This window comes from Gluconobacter cerinus (assembly GCF_002723935.1).
GTDB lineage: Bacteria > Pseudomonadota > Alphaproteobacteria > Acetobacterales > Acetobacteraceae > Gluconobacter > Gluconobacter cerinus.
Genome location: NZ_BEWM01000013.1, coordinates 1 through 19,932, shown reverse-complemented (window position 1 = coordinate 19,932; position 19,932 = coordinate 1). Strand labels below are relative to the sequence as shown.

At 56.1% G+C, this 19,932-nt stretch carries 12 protein-coding genes and 2 pseudogenes; 5 read left to right on the top strand and 9 right to left on the bottom strand.

What is annotated here, in order from left to right; translation table 11 throughout:
* Window positions 1-120: 120 nt before the first annotated feature.
* The 4 genes from GCE01_RS15590 to GCE01_RS15575 form a co-directional block, all read right to left on the bottom strand.
* Window positions 121-3,642 carry a glycosyltransferase gene (locus GCE01_RS15590; protein WP_099213583.1) on the bottom strand — a complete coding sequence of 1,174 codons (3,522 nt, stop codon included), beginning with the start codon at window positions 3,640-3,642 and terminating at the stop codon, window positions 121-123.
* Window positions 3,630-4,718 (bottom strand): GHMP family kinase ATP-binding protein, encoded by a 1,089-nt coding sequence (locus GCE01_RS15585; RefSeq protein WP_099213582.1) that lies wholly within the window; start codon window positions 4,716-4,718, stop codon window positions 3,630-3,632. The genes GCE01_RS15590 and GCE01_RS15585 overlap by 13 nt, the downstream gene beginning before the upstream one ends.
* Window positions 4,715-5,932: an HAD-IIIA family hydrolase gene (locus GCE01_RS17265; protein WP_099213581.1), complete on the bottom strand. Its 1,218-nt coding sequence runs from the start codon at window positions 5,930-5,932 to the stop codon at window positions 4,715-4,717. The genes GCE01_RS15585 and GCE01_RS17265 overlap by 4 nt, the downstream gene beginning before the upstream one ends.
* Before the next feature lie 121 nt (window positions 5,933-6,053).
* On the bottom strand, window positions 6,054-8,207 hold the full coding sequence (locus tag GCE01_RS15575) for a glycosyltransferase (RefSeq protein ID WP_099213580.1): 2,154 nt from the start codon (window positions 8,205-8,207) through the stop codon (window positions 6,054-6,056).
* Window positions 8,208-8,557: 350 nt separating this feature from the next.
* Here GCE01_RS15575 and GCE01_RS15570 point away from each other — a divergent pair, with 350 nt between their 5' ends.
* The 3 genes from GCE01_RS15570 (at window position 8,558) to GCE01_RS15560 (ending at window position 11,973) form a co-directional block, all read left to right on the top strand.
* Window positions 8,558-10,018, top strand: coding sequence for a glycosyltransferase family 4 protein (locus tag GCE01_RS15570; RefSeq protein ID WP_099213579.1), 1,461 nt, complete (start codon window positions 8,558-8,560; stop codon window positions 10,016-10,018).
* Window positions 10,015-10,398 (top strand): glycosyltransferase, encoded by a 384-nt coding sequence (locus GCE01_RS15565; protein WP_099213578.1) that lies wholly within the window; start codon window positions 10,015-10,017, stop codon window positions 10,396-10,398. Before GCE01_RS15570 ends, GCE01_RS15565 begins: the two co-directional genes overlap by 4 nt.
* A gap of 87 nt (window positions 10,399-10,485) precedes the next feature.
* Window positions 10,486-11,973 (top strand): glycosyltransferase family 4 protein, encoded by a 1,488-nt coding sequence (locus GCE01_RS15560; RefSeq protein ID WP_099213577.1) that lies wholly within the window; start codon window positions 10,486-10,488, stop codon window positions 11,971-11,973.
* Here the strand turns inward: GCE01_RS15560 and GCE01_RS15555 are convergent.
* Window positions 11,860-12,744, bottom strand: a pseudogene (locus tag GCE01_RS15555) (integrase core domain-containing protein); the annotation flags it as partial. The gene GCE01_RS15560 and the pseudogene GCE01_RS15555 overlap by 114 nt on opposite strands.
* 134 nt (window positions 12,745-12,878) lie before the next feature.
* Between GCE01_RS15555 and GCE01_RS17460 the strand changes: the two are divergent.
* Entirely contained in the window at window positions 12,879-13,034 is a 156-nt protein-coding gene (locus tag GCE01_RS17460; protein WP_167386181.1) for a hypothetical protein, read from the top strand.
* Between the two features lie 40 nt (window positions 13,035-13,074).
* The gene (locus GCE01_RS16900) at window positions 13,075-13,419 is read left to right on the top strand and encodes a transposase (protein WP_244591275.1); all 345 of its coding nucleotides are present in this window, start codon (window positions 13,075-13,077) and stop codon (window positions 13,417-13,419) included.
* Between the two features lie 531 nt (window positions 13,420-13,950).
* Here GCE01_RS16900 and GCE01_RS15545 read toward each other — a convergent pair.
* The 4 genes and pseudogenes from GCE01_RS15545 to GCE01_RS17030 all read right to left on the bottom strand — a co-directional run.
* A complete protein-coding gene (locus tag GCE01_RS15545; RefSeq protein ID WP_099213575.1) occupies window positions 13,951-16,428 on the bottom strand; it encodes a DUF262 domain-containing protein in 2,478 nt (825 codons plus the stop codon).
* Between the two features lie 27 nt (window positions 16,429-16,455).
* Window positions 16,456-18,315, bottom strand: a complete 1,860-nt coding sequence (locus tag GCE01_RS15540; RefSeq protein WP_099213574.1) for a DUF262 domain-containing protein — start codon at window positions 18,313-18,315, stop codon at window positions 16,456-16,458.
* Between the two features lie 142 nt (window positions 18,316-18,457).
* Window positions 18,458-18,661 (bottom strand): annotated as a pseudogene (locus tag GCE01_RS17370) (transposase); the annotation flags it as partial.
* A 1,065-nt stretch (window positions 18,662-19,726) separates the two neighbouring features.
* A partial coding sequence (locus GCE01_RS17030) for a hypothetical protein (protein WP_211516789.1) occupies window positions 19,727-19,932 on the bottom strand: 206 nt, incomplete at its 5' end.

Sequence of the window (19,932 nt, the reverse complement as noted above, 5' to 3'; positions counted from 1 at the left end):
GGCCTATCTGCTTTTCTGTGCATGATTTTATCATCCGAAGCAAGCTGCTCTTTCTGGTTTTAATACTGAACATAGCGGCTTGCCCAAGCTTATTTTCATGGCCTTTTTAAGAAGCCCGTCTCAATCCCGGAGGGCCTCAATGATCTGCAGAGAAGTCTCATCGCTGTCATACATATCGACGTTATAAATTGTCACCTGAAAGCCAATTTTCCTCAGAGACTCTATCTTCTCATTCGCCCGCTTGAGAACTGCGCAGATATATTTGCCACCCGGCTTCAGAATACGATGCAGTGTCGGCAGATCCTGTACTTGGTCCTCGGGATTGAGGAATAGATCGATCAGGCCATCTTCATAAAGCAGCCGGTCAATAGGCTTGTCAGAACAGGTATATCCGTCCAGCCCCGATAGCGCGGCGCGAAACGCGTCGCCCCTGCCGAATTCGTGAATCCGCAGATCTTGCAAGTATGGAAGCGCATCACGCATCGTGTTGATCCGCTCTCGATGCCACGGCGTCACCACAATTTGCGCCACACCGGCTCCAAGATTATCCACCCCACAATTCGTACAGTGCAGTCCCAAGCGCCAGTCAGCTTTTGCGTAACGGGCTTGCCGCGGGCGGCTGCCACAGACCGGACACAATGCATCTCCCAGAATGTTCCGCAGGATCTCACGCGCCCGACTGGCGGAAAAGCGCGTTCGCACCACCTCCGCTCCGGAGCGGATCAGCGTCCGACACAGAGTTTCGTCATCCAAGAGACGGATAACTGCCTGCGCGATATCCTCGGGCTTATCGGCAATCAGTGCTTCTTTCCCATCCTCAAGCTGGATGCCCTCATTACCGCAGGTGGTGGTGACAACCGGAATACCCGCCTGCAATGATGTAACGATCTTGCCCTTGACGCCCGCCCCGTAACGCAGCGGATTGACCGAAACGCGCGCCTTTTCAAAATAAGGCTCCAGTTCTGGCACAAATCCCGTCACCTGCACCCGCTCCGACGCCAGAGCCTGTACATTCGGCGGCGGCACGTTCCCCACGATCCACAACGTGCTGTCCGGATGCTTCTCCCAGACCAGCGGCATGATCTCCTGACCGAGCCAGACCGCAGCGTCCACGTTGGGTGTGTGGTCGAACCCGCCGACGAAGATCAGATCTCTGCGGCTTGCAAAATCAGCCGGCGCGTCTGTCAGATCCGTATTGCCAAACAGATACGGCGGCACGACCGTGACATTTGCATGCGGCACCTCCCGGAGGATATCGAGCTTTTCTTCCGCGCTCGGTGTCAGGACATGATCGACAACATCGAAGATCTTCAGTTCCATCGGCTTGAGCCGCTGAGATTCCTGAAGGGCCCAGATGCTGCCCTCCAATTCGTAACGCCGCATCTCCCGCAGATAATGCAGGTCATGAGTGTAATACAGAATTGGCGCACCGGTATGACGCCGAAGTTGCGATAGGATCGGGAATGTCACATCCGGGCGCGCCGTCCAGATGAAATCGACGTAAAGCCCATAGGCCTGCAGCCAGCGGTCCAGTCGGTCCGGCGCATGAAGGACCTCAACTCCAAGCTGCTGGAGAGCAGATGTGTAAGGCTCCAGCGGCTTACCGTCCTGCGGGGCATAGATTACCCGCAGCCCCAGTTCCCGCATGAGGCGCAGGTACTGGAACAACGTAACTGCACCGGCATGTTTGTCGTATTCCGGCACCTTGTCATCAATGACAAGGATAATGCCCCGCGGAGACGGCCGTTCGCGACTCAGGAATCTGGACGTGTCAGGCGCGGGTTGAGTCGCCAGGAGCGTCTGCCACTTGCGACAGAAGGTCGCATGGTTCTTCAGCGTCTGCCTGTCGCGCATCTCCGTGCCATAGGAGGCGCTACCATGATGACGGACACAGCTCGCAGGCTGATATACGACCCGGTATCCCGCATCCCGGATACTGGTGGCAAGATCAAACTCTTCGTAGAAGGCCGGAGCATAACGACCGTCAAATCCGCCCAATTTCTCGAACAAGTGGCGACGGACAAGGAAACAGGCTCCAGTCACCACATCCACTTCACGGACGTAATTGTAGCAGCCACGATCTGCACGGTCATTCTTCCCGAACGGATCACCCCAGCCAGTTCCATAAATGATGCCACCCGCCTCCTGCACTGTGCCATCGCCGTTCAGAAGCTTGCAGCCCACGACGCCCACACAGGGATCGGCTTTCATGAGCGACAGCATCGGGGCCAGCCAGTTGTCCCCGACAGTCGTATCATTATTCAAAAACATCAGTTCGCGACCTCGCGCTCGTCGCGCGGCGGTATTGCTGTTACCGAGAAAACCGAGATTCTCAGTATTGATGATCTGTACCGCACCCTTCGCTCCCAAAAGGGAAGCAATCGGCCGAGACGGACGATCATCCGCAATAATGACCTCATACGGCACTTTCCGCGTCAGCAGCATTACAGATGCCAGACAGCGCCAGGTATCGTAATAATGACCATAGACTGGAATGATGATCGAAACTTCCGGAGCACGTTCCTCCGGGAAGGATAGCGCAAACGGCAGAGAGAGCGTACTGTCACCCAGCTGCGCCATATGTTCGGAACAAACCACGCCCTTTGCGCATTTTTTTTCCCGCAGATAATGCGCAAGTGCTCCGAACTCTACGGCAGCCGGGTGGCGCGCCGTGTACCAGGCCGGATCAAACAGCGGATGCGGCCAGAACCCGTCGGCTTCCCCTTCCGCGGCATAGTGCGCCAGCGGATTGGTCCCGTCTTTCAGGCTGGTGGCATATTCCTCGGCATAGGCCACAGGATCAAAAACAGCATTCGGCCTGATCGCAGATCCGGACGGACGCGCCAGAAAATCTTCCAGCGGTGTGCGTCCAAGCTCTATCTTTCCGACCTGCTTCAGATAGAAGCCCGTGTCGAATAGGGGATGCGGATCGGGTGGGTTGCGTCCCTGATGGGTAATGTAATGGACAAGCGGATTGATCGCCGCCTCAACCGGCAACGCAGCAGTATACCAGCTGCTGCTGAACAGCGGATGCGGATCCAGTCCCTGCGCTGCGCCTGTCCAGTAATAATGTGCGACCGGATCAGTCCCCGGCGGTAACATTGCCGCGTAACGCCTGCAATACCAGGCCGCATCGAACAACGGCGACTGTGCAAGAAGGGCAATGCCTTTTCTGGCACCCCGTCGAACCTGGATCCGCGACCACAGACGCAGCGTGAGGGTCCAGTATGCGAGCTTGGCAGCCCGGCGTGCATGACGGGCAAAGACCGGATGGCGCTGCGCCAGATCCCGCAGCCTGCGCCCGACACGCCATGCGGTGGACTGAAGCAGCAGCCGATGCTCCGACTGGAGCTGCTGAAGCTGGTTGCGCAGTTCCGCATTGTTGCGGGTCAGAGACTGGACATCATGCTCCGAAACCGGCTCCCGTGCGAACAGACGTTCCAGATGACGGCTCCGCTCCTCCACCTGGAAGACACGCCCCATGGCCTGCTCCAGCTGATTCTCGATGAGCACACGCACATGCTTTTCGACCGCAGGCTCCCTGATGGGCAGATGCTCTTTCCCCGCGGACCGTTCCCCGTCGTCCCATCTCATGCCGTCTGCGAACGGGCTGTCATCAGTCACCGGCTTCAGCTCAGCCATGTTTCGGCTCCTTCCGTCACGAGATGTACGCCACCAGCCTGCGCGCCCGCACCATTCAGGCCGCGGATTACCTGCACCCGACGCTCAGGCGGCACAAGGAACATCATGAACCCCCCACCACCGGCGCCCGAGACCTTCCCACCGATCGCGCCATCCGCCATCGCCTGCCCATAGAGCTTTTCGATCAATGGATTGGAGATGCCCCGCGCCGTATTTTTTTTCGCTTCCCACGACCGGTTCAGGATCTCGGCCATATACGCCACTTCCCCGCGCAGAAGAGCATTCTTCATATCGTGCGCGTCCTGTTTGAGGCGATGCATGTTGCGCATGGTCTCTTCCGTAACCTTGAGCAGACCACTGCGCTGCTCGGCAATGATGTCGGCGGAGGCCCGCGACACGCCCGTAAAGGCGATGACCAGAGACATCTCAACCTCATTGCGGATGCGACTGGACAGCCGCAGCGGGTTAACGATCACCTGGTTCTGGGCCAGGAACTCGATGAAGTTCGTTCCACCAAACGTTCCGGCATACTGATCCTGCTTGCCCCCCTGAAGCCCCAGATCGATCCGCTCGATCTCATAAGCCAAGTGCGCCACATCGTAAGGGCCCAGCGGAAGCTGGAGCAGGCTTACAAAAGCCTCCACCAGAGCGACGACCAGCGCAGAGGACGACCCGAGCCCTGATCCGGGAGGTGCATCCACGAAAGACGTGATGCGCCATGGCTCAACCTGTACTGAGAAACGACGGCTGATCCCGGCCAGAACCCCGGCATGAAGCCTGAGCTTCGCATGGACCGGGATGGTGCCATTGATGTCACGCGGGTCAAACGCTTCATCGATGCCCACATCGGGGGCAATGAAATGGACATTCCCGTCTGCCGATCGCTCGATGAAGGCATAAGCATACCGGTCGATGGTCGTGTTCAGGACGGCCCCGCCGAAATCGTCACAGTACGGGCTGAGATCCGTCCCGCCCCCAGCCAGCCCCAGACGGAGCGGCACTCGTGCGCGAACGGCACTCCGTGTCCCAGCAATCGGGCGTGTGTGGGACGAGCGTGTATGAGGATCGCTGTTCACAGGAACGCCTCTCTTTCGGAAATCAGGTCAGCCAGACCGGAGGGGCCCACACGAACGCCTTCGAGACCTGCCGCACTGGCAGCCTGCATGTCGGAGGGCTGGTCTCCGAACATCACGCAGCGCTCCGGATCAAGCTCCCACCGCCGCAACAGGTCAAGGATCATGCCCGGTTCAGGCTTGCGGTCAGGACTGGTCCCCCGATACCGCTCCACCACGGCCTCGGGATGGATGGGGCAGTACCGCCAGTCGTCGATCGTCCCCCCATGAACGCGTACCGTCCCGATCACCCACTCCATCAGGGATTGAAGATCGTGCTCGGAATAAAGTCCACGCGCCACGCCAGACTGGTTGGTGACGATGAAGACATGATGCCCGCTCTCCGTTATCCGACTGATGGTGTCCAGAACACCCGGCTCCCACTCGAAACGCTCCCGCGTCCCGACCCAGCCATGGTCACGATTAATGACACCGTCCCGGTCCAGAAACACGGCCGGACGCCGCAGCACTGCAGGCAGTTCCTGTCCTGCCGCGGCAAGATCGTCCGGCAGGCCGATATCCCGGAAATATCCCGTCAGTTCCATACCACGCAACTCTCCACCCGCTGCCAGCGCGGGCAGAATATCCTGCTCCAGCGAACAGTCCGCCATCAGATGATCGAAGACCGTGTGATCCAATAGATAGATCCCGCTGTTTATCAGCCCCGACAGCCCCGGCTGCTCGGCTTTAGGATGAAAGGACGCAACATGTTCGCCATCTTCTGCCAGACGGACTTCCCCATACCGGTCCAGATCCTCGACTGCGCGCAGCAGCATCCAGTTCCCCCGCCGCGCACCCGACAGGAACCGCGACAGGTTGCAGGAAAACAGGGAATCCCCGTTACAAAGTAGGAAACGGTCATGAAGATGCGCGCGGGCATGATACAGCGCGCCCCCCGTTCCCGCGCGGAACGGCTCCACGCTGATCGTGATCTTCGCCGGCTTCGGCAGAAAAGACCGGATCTGTTCCACGGCCTGCTCGATCTCGGCCGAGAGATGTCCTGCCAGCAGGACAAAATCCTCTACGCCAAAACGCTGCATTTCCCGCATCAGCCACGCCAGAAATGGCCGGTCGCCACAGGTCATGAGCGGCTTAGGCAGGGCGCGAGTCAATGCGCCCAGACGCGTACCAAGCCCTCCCACCAGAATGGCGCACTGACGCACTGTCACATCACTCACAGGCCAGGATACTCCACAACGGAACGGAAAACGGAAATAGCAGGACAGAACATCTTTGATCTTTTCAGGTCAGAACGGATCAACTCAAGAGAGATGCCCGCAAACAAAACGGGAAAACCCTTCAGGACAGCACGGTACGCGTGGATGCCTTATGACCGCGACCACGCCGCCGCCAGGGCTTGGGTGCACGGGGTGGGGTGGCCAGTTGCAAGGTGTAATCCGTTGCCTCGAGATTGGCATTCAGGAACGGATCATCGAGCATGATCTGCTCCCATCGTTCCAGCAGCCGCCCGACATCCACGCAAGCATTGAACAGGTTACGCGCCGTCCCATCCCGGCCGCGCGTACCGCCATCCTCGTGCATCAGCGTTGCGTGCGGCGTCCAGACGACCCGCAACCCGGCCTCCCGGGCGCGCAGACAGAAATCAATGTCATTGCATGTCAGGGGGAATGTCTCGTCAAAACCGCCGATCTGCTCGAAAACCGGACGGGGGACAAGCATGCATGCTCCCGTCACGGCCATGAGATCCCGTGTCAGAACAAGTTGACCAAGATAACCGGGGTTATCCTCCGCCGCGCTGCGCAGGATATGCTTTGGCCCGTGTTCCGTCAGAACAACGCCCCCGTGCTGCAAAGTACCGTCGGGGTAAGAGAGCCGAGCCCCTACCACGCCGACACTGGGTTGCTGCGCCAGTGACACCATCTCCGTCAGCCAGCCTTCCTCAAGGACTTCGGTATCGTCATTGAGGAAGAGCAGCATGTCGCCCTTCGCTTGACGGGCCATCCTATTGTTGAGGGTAGACCAGTTGAAGGGCGTGGCAAGCCGCAGCACCGTCAGTCGCGGATCACGTCCCATACGCCGCAGAAGATCAAGCATCTCCGGGTTCGTACTGCCATTATCGGCAATCAGCACCTCGAAATTCTGATATCCGGTCAGGTTCAGAAGACTGGAAACACAACGCTCAAGCAGCCTGAACTTGTCCTTGGTCGGGATGATGATCGAGACCAACGGTGTGCCGTTCGCAGGATAGACGATCCTCGGCCAGACATTGCCACCGATATAGACATCCTTAAGATCAAGGTCTGGGTGGCTTTCCCGAAAATGCTGAAGGACCACGTCCCGCATCTCAGGATGCTGCTGCGTAGCACGCACCAACGGGAACATGAGCGGCAGACCCGGCGTCCGTCCACGATGGAACAGAAGCCGAGGCAGATGTCGGATACAGACCGCCGGCACCCCCTCCGTCACGCGCAGCAACAAGTCATACCGCGCAAAGCTGCCGCCCTCGTCACGGATTCCCCCAACCGCCATGATCCGCGCCCGGCTAAATACGGCAAGCTGCCCGATCACATCTCCTGCATAGGCGAGGTCCCGGCTCCACCCCGTCTTGAAAGACGGGTGACAGCGCTGCCCGTCACTGCCCAGACGATCCTCGTCACAATACAGAAGCACCAGATCAGGCCGATTGGCGATAGCGACCGCAAATTCGTAAAGCGCCGTTCGGGAGAGCTGGTCCCCAGGCTCCATAAAGGCACAAAAACTACCTACCGCAGCCGCCAGTGCGCTCCGCCAGCGACCTTCAACACCTTGATGGGAAGAAACTTCCACACCGACCAGTCCGGGCACACGTCGCATAATCTCTCTGAGATGCGTGCGAATACCTGGCCGCAGATTCTCGGGATAAACCACGATCAGCGTCCAGTCGGTATAGATCTGCGCCTCCAGGGAAGCGATCGTTTCCTCCAGAAGGTCAAGTCGGTGATTGCCGACCTGTAGCATCAGGGAAAACGTTGGGCGCGAAGGCATCCCTTGATCGATATGGCGTCCGATAGCCAGCCGCTCGGTCGGGGACAACCGGTCATAACGCAGCAGCCACGCTTTGTAGGCCATGTCGTCCTGCGGCGACGCACCTTCCGGATAAAGCAGCGCATAGAGATCGGTCCGTGCACGCGCCTCTTCTGATCCAGCAACGATCACCAGCCCATCGCCCCGGTTCGGGGCCGCCATAAGGCCGGCTTCTCCCTGCGGATCAGGCGTCCGATCCAATCCGTTATGGTACAGGAAAGATACATATCGGGCGTCACAGATGTCTTCGTCACCGTGAAGCTGACGGAATTCTGGCGATCCAGCGATGATATGAGCCACGTCATAGAACGTTGCTCCATCTTCCAACAGGGAAGCAAAATTGGCGAGAGCCGCGGGCTCTGGTCTTCTTCCAAGACCTGTACGAAATAGCCGGACGATGTCAGCAGCACTCTCGGTCGAAATCGGCATAGCGGAACGGTTTCTCAGAAATTGGATAAAAAACGGAGGTCAATAAGCACGGTTTATGCGAGACTAACATTTTTTCTGCAGTTTCGTGCAGTCCCGTTTGCAGGTTTTTTGCCTGCTGGTTTTTTAATCACAGGCGATCTGTTTGAAATAGCAAATAGTTGTCATAAGTGCAGGTTCAGAAAACGGAAATTTTCAGCAACAAATATAACATCTCCCCGCTCTCACAGCTTCCGTGCTTCAATTAAAGCCCAAGATTGCTTGCTCCGGAAGTGGCCTTTATTCTACAGAACGCCCTACACCGTTTGACAGACCGACGCTCTCGTCGGTCAGCCCGAGGCTACTCCGGACGCATGAGCGCAGATTATACAATTTGGATCGACGTCGAAGATATCTTCCAGTACTTCGAGAAAAACGCCCGCCCCAGCGGAATCCAGCGTCTCGTTTTTGAAATTCTTCGCGTCATCCGCCAGCAGGCCGCCTCCATACCGGGGATCGGCCGCATCGTTCTAGCCCGTCGCGGGCAGTTGGACGGCGACCTCCTTACACCCGTCTCCTTCGCAGATCTGGACGCCTTGTTCGCAGTCCGGACGGATGAAAAAATCATACCCGACGCCACACCTGCGTCTTCCACCGCACAGTCGCCCCGCGCCCTGATCGAGCGGTTGCGCCATGGTGTGATCCGGCGGCTAGAGAGCCTCCCTCCCGAACTGGCCCGCCCTCTGCTGAATATTGCCGTCAACCAGCTCCGCGCGCTTCAGCTCCTGCGCCGCTATGCACGCTCACGCCTGCGCCGCTCCACGGCCCTCGCCTCCCCCACGACGGCGCCACAGCCCGCTTCCGTTGCCCCCGATCCGGCTCCGTTCTCCGTCAGCGCACCGCAACGCGGGGACATTTTCCTGATTCTGGGGGCCGCTTGGTCCGAACCGGATTTCGGGGAACGTCTGGCGCGGATGCGACAGATCTATGGCATCCAGCCCGTCCTGCTGCTTTACGATCTGATTCCGGCAGTGCGTCCAGAGTGGTGCGCCCTATCCTTGATCCGGGATTTCCGCCACTGGCTCGACACTACCTTGCCTCAGTGCGGCCGCCTGCTGGCCATCAGCAATGCTACCGCACGAAGCGTGGAAGACTATGCCCACCGGTATCGCCTTAAGCTGCACGCCCCGGTCCAGACCATTCCCATCGGCAGCGGTTTCGGGCCACCGCGCTGCGTTCAGGACGAGCGCCCCAGGGGGCTGCCCGTTCCGGGAAGCTATGTGTTGTTCGTCTCCACCATCGAGGCACGGAAAAACCATCTGCTGGCTTTCCGAATCTGGCGCCGTCTGGTGACCGACCTGCCGCGTGACGAGATCCCGACGCTGGTTTTTGCCGGCCGTGTCGGCTGGCTGGTCTCCGACCTCATGCAGCAGCTTGAAAACACCGAATGGCTTCGCGGCAAAATCCGCCTCCTGAACAATCCGACCGATGAGGAACTGTTCCACCTTTACGAGGGCTGCCTCTTTACGCTGTTCCCCTCCCTGTATGAAGGCTGGGGCCTGCCCGTAACGGAAAGCCTCGTGAGCGGCAAACCCTGCATCGCCTCGAATTCCACCTCCATTCCAGAGGCAGGAGGCCACCTAACGCGCTACTTCGACCCGGAAGACATCGACGCCGCCTATCGCGTAGTCAGCGACACCATCACGGACCGCGAGGGACTGGCCCGCTGGCAGGAAGAGGTCCGCACACAGTTCCAGCCCGTCCCTTGGGAGCGCACGGCCGACGCCGTCCTGGATGCCTGCCACACGGCTTACCTAAGTGAAAGAACATCATGATCCTTGACGATCTACTGTTCCATCTAGGAGGCCCAGCGGCAACCAGCGCGTCGTGGTCGAGATCAGCGCAGCCCTACGCCGATTGCAGCTTCACCGTCTTTCCTTCTTTCTTCGAAGGCTGGGGTCTACCCGTGACGGAAAGTCTTAGCATGGGGCGCCCCTGCGTGGCCTCATCCACGACGTCCATCCCCGAGGCCGGCGGCAGCCTCGCCCACTATTTCAATCCATGCGACACCAACGACGCCTACCGCCTCATCCACGACACCATCTCAAACCAGCCCGCCCTCGGCGAATGGACGGAACAGGTCCGCTCCCGCTTCAAACCCATCCCCTGGACAGACAGCGCCAGAGCCGTTCTGGCAGCATTCGACATGACCTGACCGACGACGCCGCCCCTACCCACCTTGCCTGCGTGTCGGTAGCCGCGCACGCTCCCCTTTCCCTAAGTGCGACAACAGTAAAGACCCATGACACTCTGGCTCGATATCGACGATCTGCTCACCTATCTAACCCACCACAACCGACCCAGCGGCATTCAGCGCGTCGTTTACGAACTTTCGAACGCGCTTGATGAACTGGGCGGCGATGGAATCCGGTTTGTTCACAGGGGTGAGAACGACCGTGACCTGCGGATCATAGAATGGTCTTTCGTTCAGAACATGTTTCAGAACGTCACCACCCAGACCCAACCGCGCCCGTCACAAAAAGACGCAAAACAGGACAGCCTCTCACGTCTCGCCCCTGCGAAACCAGAGGCCCGTCCCGCGCGTGCGGACCTCTCCTTCGCGGACCTTGACCACCTTCACGATGTGGCAGGATTGCAGCAGGCCCTCCGACTTCAGAAAACAGTTCTCGACCACACACTGCAGCTTCCGGCCTCCATCTTGAAGCTCAGCGCACGCGCTGCCGAACGTCATATCCGCCGCCAGCAGCACGCTTGGCACAAAAAACAGGTCGCATGGGCAAGTCGGCGGCGGCATCTGAAACAAACTGATTTAATCAGCCCCATGGTCATTCTCTCGTCCGGCCGGAAGCTTGAAGAACTTGCACGCCCGGGTGACGTGTTCCTGACTCTTGGCGCGCCATGGCACCACAGGAACTACATCCATACCATCCGCTGGCTGCGCGATGACCTGCGTATGACCTATGGCCTACTAATGTATGATCTCGTGCCGGTCCGCTGCCCTGAATGGTGCAACCGGGACCTGATCCTTGCCTACACGGAATGGCATGAGAACATCCTACCCTTGGCAGACACCATTTTTGCCATCAGCAAAGCCACGGCTGCAGACGTGCAGTCCTACCTGACAGAACTGGACATCGGCACCTCCATCACCGTCCAGCCCATTCCGCTTGGCACGGGCTTCGGCCTCGCCGACATGCACGTCGCCAACGAGCCCCTCATGAACGGGCCTTACGTCCTGTTCGTCTCCACCATCGAGGCAAGGAAAAACCACGCTCTGCTCTTCCGCGTCTGGCGCAGACTCCTCGAAGACCTACCCGAAGACCAGGTTCCCACTCTCGTCTTCGCAGGCCGGAAGGGTTGGCTCGTCTCCGATCTCATGCAGCAGCTGGAAAATGCCGGCTGGCTCAACGGTAAGATCCGCTTCATCCAGAACCCCACCGACGCCGAGCTACGCCGCCTCTACGCCGATTGCAGCTTCACCGTCTTTCCTTCTTTCTTCGAAGGCTGGGGTCTACCCGTGACGGAAAGTCTTAGCATGGGGCGCCCCTGCGTGGCCTCATCCACGACGTCCATCCCCGAGGCCGGCGGCAGCCTCGCCCACTATTTCAATCCATGCGACACCAACGACGCCTACCGCCTCATCCACGACACCATCTCAAACCAGCCCGCCCTCGGCGAATGGACGGAACAGGTCCGCTCCCGCTTCAAACCCATCCCCTGGACAGACAGCGCCAGAGCCGTTCTGGCAGCATTCGATAGCCTCATATGATGAGATCCTGAACAGCTTGTGACCTAGAATTGCTTTATGAGAACGAATGGGAGGTAGGAGCAGGCCTAAGGTATTTAGTCGTAGGATTTGATAGACTGGATTAATATTGAATCTTTCGGGCTCTGGAGTCCAGATTTTACAAATATATTCTTAAGGTGTGAGGGCATTGAGCCTTCGCCCAAAGTTATAGGCCGCCATGAAGTCGTTGAGGTGTGTCCTCAATTGCTCATGGCTGTCGTAATGGAAACGTTTGACGGCTGCTTCCTTGATTGTCTGGCTCATCTGTTCCACCTGACCTTTCGTCCAAGGATGATTGGGTTTTGTCAGACGATGTTCGACAAATTTCCAGACCGTCTTCAGGTCGGCTGTCCCGACCAGTTGTGTGACAGAAAATTTACTTGTCTGATCGATGGCAACTAAGAGTTACAGCTTGCCTTCAGCAGTCTGGACCTCGGCAATATCGATATGAAAAAGGCCAATGGGATAGCGTTTGAAGCGCTGGCGTTTGGGGCTTGTCTCCCTTAATGCCCGGCAGCCGTGAGATCTCGTGAGGCTGAAAACAACAATGCAGAGCCGAGCGTGTCAGATGGGGAATGCTGGCCTGCAGGAGAGAAAGGCAGTCATTCAGTGGAACCAATGTATGGCGCCGAAACACCCCGATCATCACTTCTCGTCCGTCTCGGAAAGGACCGTTAATTGGGGCTCTTTTGGTCCTGTCTTCTGGTCTTCGACAGCCTGTCGCTTCCACTGACGTACCCCCCGAGAATGTAGCCATTTAAAAGTAGAGTCCAATCAAGAAGGATACGGACGAATGAAATGCAGCAGCTGCTTTACGGAAAAACAGATCATAGGGGTTCTGAAGAAATAGGAGGATAGACTGAAGGTCTCGGATCTTTGCCGTAAATATGGGAGCACTGACCCGACATTTTAAAAATAAAAGACCCGCTATGGTATCCTTGGGGTATCGACTAAAGGCGCTGGAAGATGAAAACAACCGCCTGAAACGTCTTTTGGCTGATGCCACGTTGGATAATGCGGCACTGAAGGAATCGTTGAAGTAAAGTGGTAACGTCTGTCACGACACGCCATGTGGTCCGATACATGCAGGAGGTTCTACCCCTTAGCCTGTGTGCTTGTTGGTGTTGCCAGGCGTGTCGCACGGTACGTGTCTGCCGGAGCGGACGATGCTGTCCTGCGACATCAGGACGGACCTTGCGAAATGCAACATCCAGGCGCCGATCAAATCGCCGGGTGACGACTAGGTATGAGCGGACGCTTTATAATCAGCGCTACCGTATCGAGCTCATGTTCGGCCGGCTGAAAATCAACTGCGCCCTCGCAACCCGATACGATCAACTCGCCGCCAGTTTCATGAGCATGGTCCATATCTCCACAGCCAGATACTGGCTCAAATTCGTCCACGTTGCCTCGCCCATAAACTTATAAGGAGAAGCATTTGGCCTCCTCAATCACTGCAGGAGCCGAGCTAGTAAGGTCCACTTGGTGTTGAATGGGGTATGATCTCGGTCAGGGCAATCTTCGACGCACTCCACAGACGGTTCGGTGTCAGTGTCGGCCAAATGTTCCTTATAGCGGATAGCGGTCTATCAGTTATCATCTCCGAGGGATGGAACAATCCGGCACTGCATGACGGATAACATGTGTGGATTGCCTACTCCGCGGCATTGAATATAAATGCCGTATGCGCAATCCACTACAGATACGATACAAACGACTAATGTAACGATCCCGGAAATCATTATGCTTCACAAGTTTATGTTCGCGTTTCACACGTTCATTGAACCGCTATTCATGGACACCTCATTGACCCGGCCATTACGGGGGCGCTGATGAGTATCAATTTTGCTACCCCAGACGTCTCAAAATTACCTGATCAGCGTGAAGAATTACAAATGTCTCTCCTCCATGAACGGACTGTATTGTAACTCTTCAAAAAGCTGGATAATTTTGTTTCGATTAAGATACCTCGCTTACAGATTCAAGGTATTCGGGAGGTACATACGTTTCCAGAATGCCCCGTAATATGGGAGGAAATGCTATGTGTTCTTTCCCGCCAGGGCCTGATACAGCCACGAAACGTCCATGTCGATACGTTACATGGAAGGTACGGCCATCTGAAAACTTCATATCTAGGGTGGGATATACGCCGTGTCCAGAGACTGGCGTATAGTTGATTTTGGCAAGGGCTTCAAATATATGCCTGCGTCTTTTCAGGCATTGGTAGAGCACATAGGTCCGTAATTCTACATGTCTGCTGCCATAAGTCGTTTTACTGATCAGGTAGATATCAGGGTTATTATAATTTTTTCCAGTAGGATTGTTATGTTCCCAGGAATTTCTGCCAATACGGTGCTGCCTGCAGTAAGAAAACGCCTGCGGGCATGAAATCATTAAATTCCACCAGTACCGTGGACACGGGTAGCCATGATATGTTTCCCCCCGATTTTCCATCGCTTTCATGTCCTTGCGGATTATAGTCGCCAGTGCGCGCTTCACATTCCGAACCAGAATAGCAGATGGTACTATTGGGAGAAGCAAGTCGACTGCGCACACAAGGCTCGTAAACAAGTCTTGGCTCTGACTATGGTCACGTTGCCATTTACTATCGCGCCTATTTATAACACCCAGCCAATTCTGTGACCGTTCACTATAACTGCGCTGCTTCGGGCCACATAAATTATCCTTCCCAGCCGTGTAGTCACCCAGCGTCAGCAACGCGCGCTGCAGCAGGTAGCGCGGGCAGGCCAGGACTGTTGGACTCAGAAGAACATGGAATATAGCTGTGTTGCGGGCAAACTGCGCCTGGTCCGGGTGGTGCGCGCCTTCGGGCCAGGACTGTTCCAGGACTGCCCATATCCGGCCGCGCAGGTAGTCATGCTGCTCACATACTATGATGGCAGCCTCCCATGCCGGGTAGGCGTGGATCAACCATGCCTTGCAGCATTCTTCATGCCATTGGTTGGGAACAGCGGCGGTGCGGTCTGGCGGACTATTCGCGCCGGGCTCCTCAGCCATCCAACCATACAGGTCGGCATGGTGTTCAGCCATCCTGCCTAGCGAGCGGCAGATCCTTATGAAAGCCGGTACATCGTCAATGGTATGGTTATGAACAAGATTATTCACCACACGCTGCCAGCGACGATAAGCCTGCGGATTACCCACTGGGTCTCCCCCAGCATGGATGTAACAGACCAGTGCATAAAACAGGGCCTGTGCTTCGTACCCTGCGCGCGGCGCCAAGGCAGAAGCCAGGGTTGCTGCGCCATCACCACTGAAGGGCGCATGGGCAAATGCCGGGTACCGCAGGTAGTAGTCCAGCAGGCGCGTGATCCGCTCCAGCGTCTGACCATCAAACAGGCTGAAGTTTTTCAGGGTTGTAGGCGGATTGTAGTCGTCCGCCGTCCTGAGTTGCCTGATATAGGCCTGCTCTTTGCCGGATAGCCTGTCAAAGGACGAGGCTGCAGTTTCATCACACTCGCGGTAGAATGCCATAAGCATAAAAAACCGTAGATAAAGCCGGTTGTATTCATCCGTATGCGCGCTGCCCTGCTGGCGCACCATACCCCAGAACAGGTCGGCCCATTGTGTATCCAATTGGTGCGTGAACCGGTCATCACCGAGCGCGTTAACATCCAAGTGCCCGCATAACCCGGCCTTGAAGTTTTCAAACGCGCTCAGACTCCTGCCGCGCGCGTTCATGCGGATGTACAGGTCATCCGTGAGTTTGAACGACCCGATATCCAGAAACTGGAAGGTAATGCGCGCGCCCTGCCCGTCACGCCCGGTCAGGCGGGCGTATAGACCGGATTCACATGGGCCAAGGTCAACATGCAAAGCATCAAGCATGGTCAGGCAACCCTCAATCGTAGGGTCATCCATCCATGCCAGATGGAACCATGTCTGGTCGCAGATGTGATCTGCCATGCCTGCGCCGGTCATAAGCCCGGCCCATAGTCCGCTCAGCGCGTCCTGCTGCACGATGGCATCAAAAAACAGCCGTGCGCTTTCGCGGGTATGATAGGTCAGGCGACTTGTACCATGCGGTGCGAACCGACTGCGGAAATCCGCGATCTCCCCTTCCTTTAAAGCCAGATACCAATGCAGCAGGAACAGCGTGGTCAGGCGCTGCTGGCCATCGAGCACCGAAAAGAACGTAGACGTGCCACATGTGTGATGGACCGCAGGCCCGGCATCCGAGTGCTCAGGGTGAACATCGGCGGACTGCTCCTGGCTGCCGTAAATAAAATCAAGGTCAAGCGGCAGGCTGCGCTGCCCGGCCAGAAGGGCATCTTTGATGGCATGGAGAAAGTTCTGCCGCCGGGACTCTTCCCCTTTCCTGCCCTGGGCGTAATCGCGCTGGGCTACAGGGATGCGGATGATGAAATCTTGCGTGCCAAGCAGGTCGTACAGGCTCAGAGACCGGTTGGTGCTCATAACTTGGTGCCTTCCTTTTCCCAGTTTTCAGCAATTTTTTTTCAGGAATTTTTTGATGGTTTCGATGATGGCCCCCTGATAGGCATCACGGTCGATTTTGCGCCAGTACATCATATCATCGGTATCAGGGCTGTAGTATTTCAGGAATACATTGGAAGTGCATGGCGGGACAAATGTATTTGTCGCATCAAGATCAAGTATACGCGAACGCTTTATGGGAAATATACTGTCGCCATAACTGCGGTTAGTGTGCCGGTCGAGCAGGGTCAGGTTGCCAAGTGTATCCTTGTTATCGTCATCTTCGCCTGCCGTGTAATGTGCTGTCACAGCCCTGATCAGGGCAGCAAAGGCCGCCGGGTCCACGCTATCCTGATCCTTAAGGGCCTGTGCCTGATTGTACAAATCGGTTTCGCCCAATTGGGTAGGACTCAGAAAGCGGCATGCGTATTCCAGCCATTTCTGGCTATTGTGCAGCATCCTCCCACTATCATGCAGGCGGCTGTTACTATCGCTCTCGGCCATGGGACTGATGTGTTCCACATCCCAATAATTCATGTTGTAAAGGTCGAACTGGAAGCGGGTATTGGCGCTTCTGTTATTGAGCAGTGTTGCAATATTGAAGAACAACAGGGTCTTGACCACGTCTGTGCGGGTTCCACGGTAGCTCAGTTCCTCTACCTTGTGCCGGCCCACCATGAGGCACTCCCCGTTCAGCCGGAATCCCGTCCTTTCGCGCAATAGCGCGTGGAAAGTGGTGCGGGAAGGACTGTTCTGATACGCTGCCCACAGTTCGGATACGAGAAACTGACGTTGTGCAGGTTTCTCCTGTTTGTGCGACGGTGACGATATGGTCACCATGAAACCGACCAGATGGAAGATCGTGCGATCACGGTACCATTCCTGCATGGTCAGGAAGCACGCCCGCACTGCCTGCCAGCACGCTTCGCGCCTGTGCGCCTGCTTCCTGCGCACGTCAGCCTTGCTGGCTTCCTGCAGCGCGCGTGAATCGTTACTGGATTCCGGCCCAGGTTCGAGTGCCTGGACAAAGCTGAAGAAGGTAAAGTGCGCATCATGCGTGCTGGCGCCCCCGTTATTCCACTGCCGTGCCACAAGGTCCAGTATCAGTTCGATGCGGTTGGCTTCTTGCCTGGTATTGCTCAGGAAAAACCAGAAATCATCGGCCTGCAGCACTCGTTCCATCTCATCCCACTGCTGGGCTATGCGCTGCTGTTCCAAGGCGCCCGTTTTATTGTGAAAATTACTGTCGCGCAAAAACAGAGCCTTGACCAGTTCGGCATCAGTCAGCGGGATCCGACCCATGTTCAGGCGGGTGAACACGGCAATGGCGTTTTCCTGCGCATCGACTTCGTACCAGATGATCTTGGCATTGGGTTCGTCTGCTGCCTGCAGCATGCGGGTTATGGCCGCGCAGGCTTCTGGCGTGTGTTTGTGTTCATCACGCCATTGCGCCACCGCGCTTCTGGCAGCGAACATGTGGTAAAAGTCGATGTTCATATCGGCCCTGTCCTGCTGCATGCTGCTTAGGAATGCTGCACTGTCAGGGCGGGTCTGATATTCGATCGTATAGGGTACTGTAACACCCAGCGTGGTCAGGATGATATGGACGGTAGTCAGGCGCTGTTGGCCATCAATCACTTCCCATGCTGCGGGAGACTGTGCATCAGGTACGCGCCGCCTGACCACAACAGGTTGTAGACAATAAAAGCTTTGGCCACCCTGATTCTGGCTGAACTGCCACAGGTCATTCAATAAATTTGTGACATCCTGCTGCTCCCATCGGTATCCACGCTGGTAATCCGGTATAAAAAAATGATGATTTTTTAGTTCTGAAATGGATTTTTTGCACAAGGTACTAGTACCTATCATAGAAATAATTCCAAAATAATTAAGACATTTATATTACGACATATATCATATCCAATATTGAGCAACAAACCCTCCTTATACTCTATCGTCATCATTCGGGTGGCGGCAGTCCCCGGAAGATCTGTAGCGTATCATGCGCTTGCTAATCAGGTAGAGGGATCAAAGAACCATTAATTAAATTTCTTGCTAACTGATTCTTGAACTCGGCGGAGAAGCATTGATGGTTCAGAATAACTCCGCCCAGACCACGAAAATTCATAAAAGACAGGCGATCGTTGATCAGATATTCCGTCCGTTCGTCGGAGAGAGTCTTCAGTGTCCGGATCACCAAGATTTCAAACATCAAAGAAACCGGGCTGCTTCATGCAGCCATCCCCCATCACGACAGAAGGGATAGAACCATAGAAAAACACTCAAAAATAAAAGGTTTTTAGAACGCGCCACCTTGTGAAACCAGCCCAATAGGCATTTCCCTCAAGTCTGTCATATCTTCCCTGATTGCTTTTCTTGCCTCAGCGTAACCGGCTACTTTCTCGGCAAAAGATGTCCCGTAAGCGAAAAAACGTCATTCAGAAGCTGCTTTTTACTTACCTTTGTCCAATATTTTGTTAAGTGATTGATAGAAAGCTACCGAACCTCAGTTCTGGGGGATGTAGAGCAGCTCACTGACTAGGTCACGTTGACAAAAGACCTATCGGTCTGGGGTAATATCAGATTCACTTCCTGGCCGTGGGATAAAGGGCAGAGAAAACTGGCTGGAACGAGGCGATCTAACTGGTCATAAATGGACGGTTATTGGTCCGCTTCTGCCTCCTGAGCGTGGACGTTGAGCCTGTCCAGCCAGAGACAACCGCCTGTTTCTCAATGACATGTAATATTTTCTACGCACGGGATGCCCTTAGCGGGACCTGCATAAGCGCTACAGCAAGTGGAGTTACGTTTATGTCAGGTTTCGCCCTTGGGCTGAACAGAGCGTATGGGATGCCCTGCTGCAAACCTTTGTAGACCTAGAACTAACCGATAACTGGCAGCATAGGGTCGACGGCACGGTAGTCGGTGCGCATTCACAGGCCATCGGGGCAAAAGAAGTGCTCATTCTGAGGCTTTTGGTCGGCCACGCGGCAGCCTTACGAGCAAGGTCCATACCCGATGTGAGAGTCAGGGACGTCCTCTCGGCTTTACCCTCACCGGTGGCCAGACCTCGGGTTACAAAGCCACAACGCCCTGATGACGCTGCTTGTCCCGAACCCGAAAGCCAGGCTGGCCGACTGGGGCTATGACAGCGGCGGTTTCCGTCAAGACCTGCTAATCCGTTGGATCCTACCGGTCATTTTATCATGCAAAGACCGTAGTGCAACCACAGAAAACAGATCAGCGGCGTCACAGTGACCGTAACTGCCTCAGGGAATGTTCAACCATCCGCGCCTAGCAACCCGCTACGACAGGACTGCCCTGTACTGTACTGTACTTTATCGGCTTCCTCAACCTCGCCGCAGCAAGATTTTAGGTTAGGTCTTTTGTTAATATGATCTAACAAGATCGCATACTGGCGCATAACCTCAACCTGGTCTTTTTGTTCATTTTGAACATAGGGTCCTGCTGCCAGAACCTGAATGA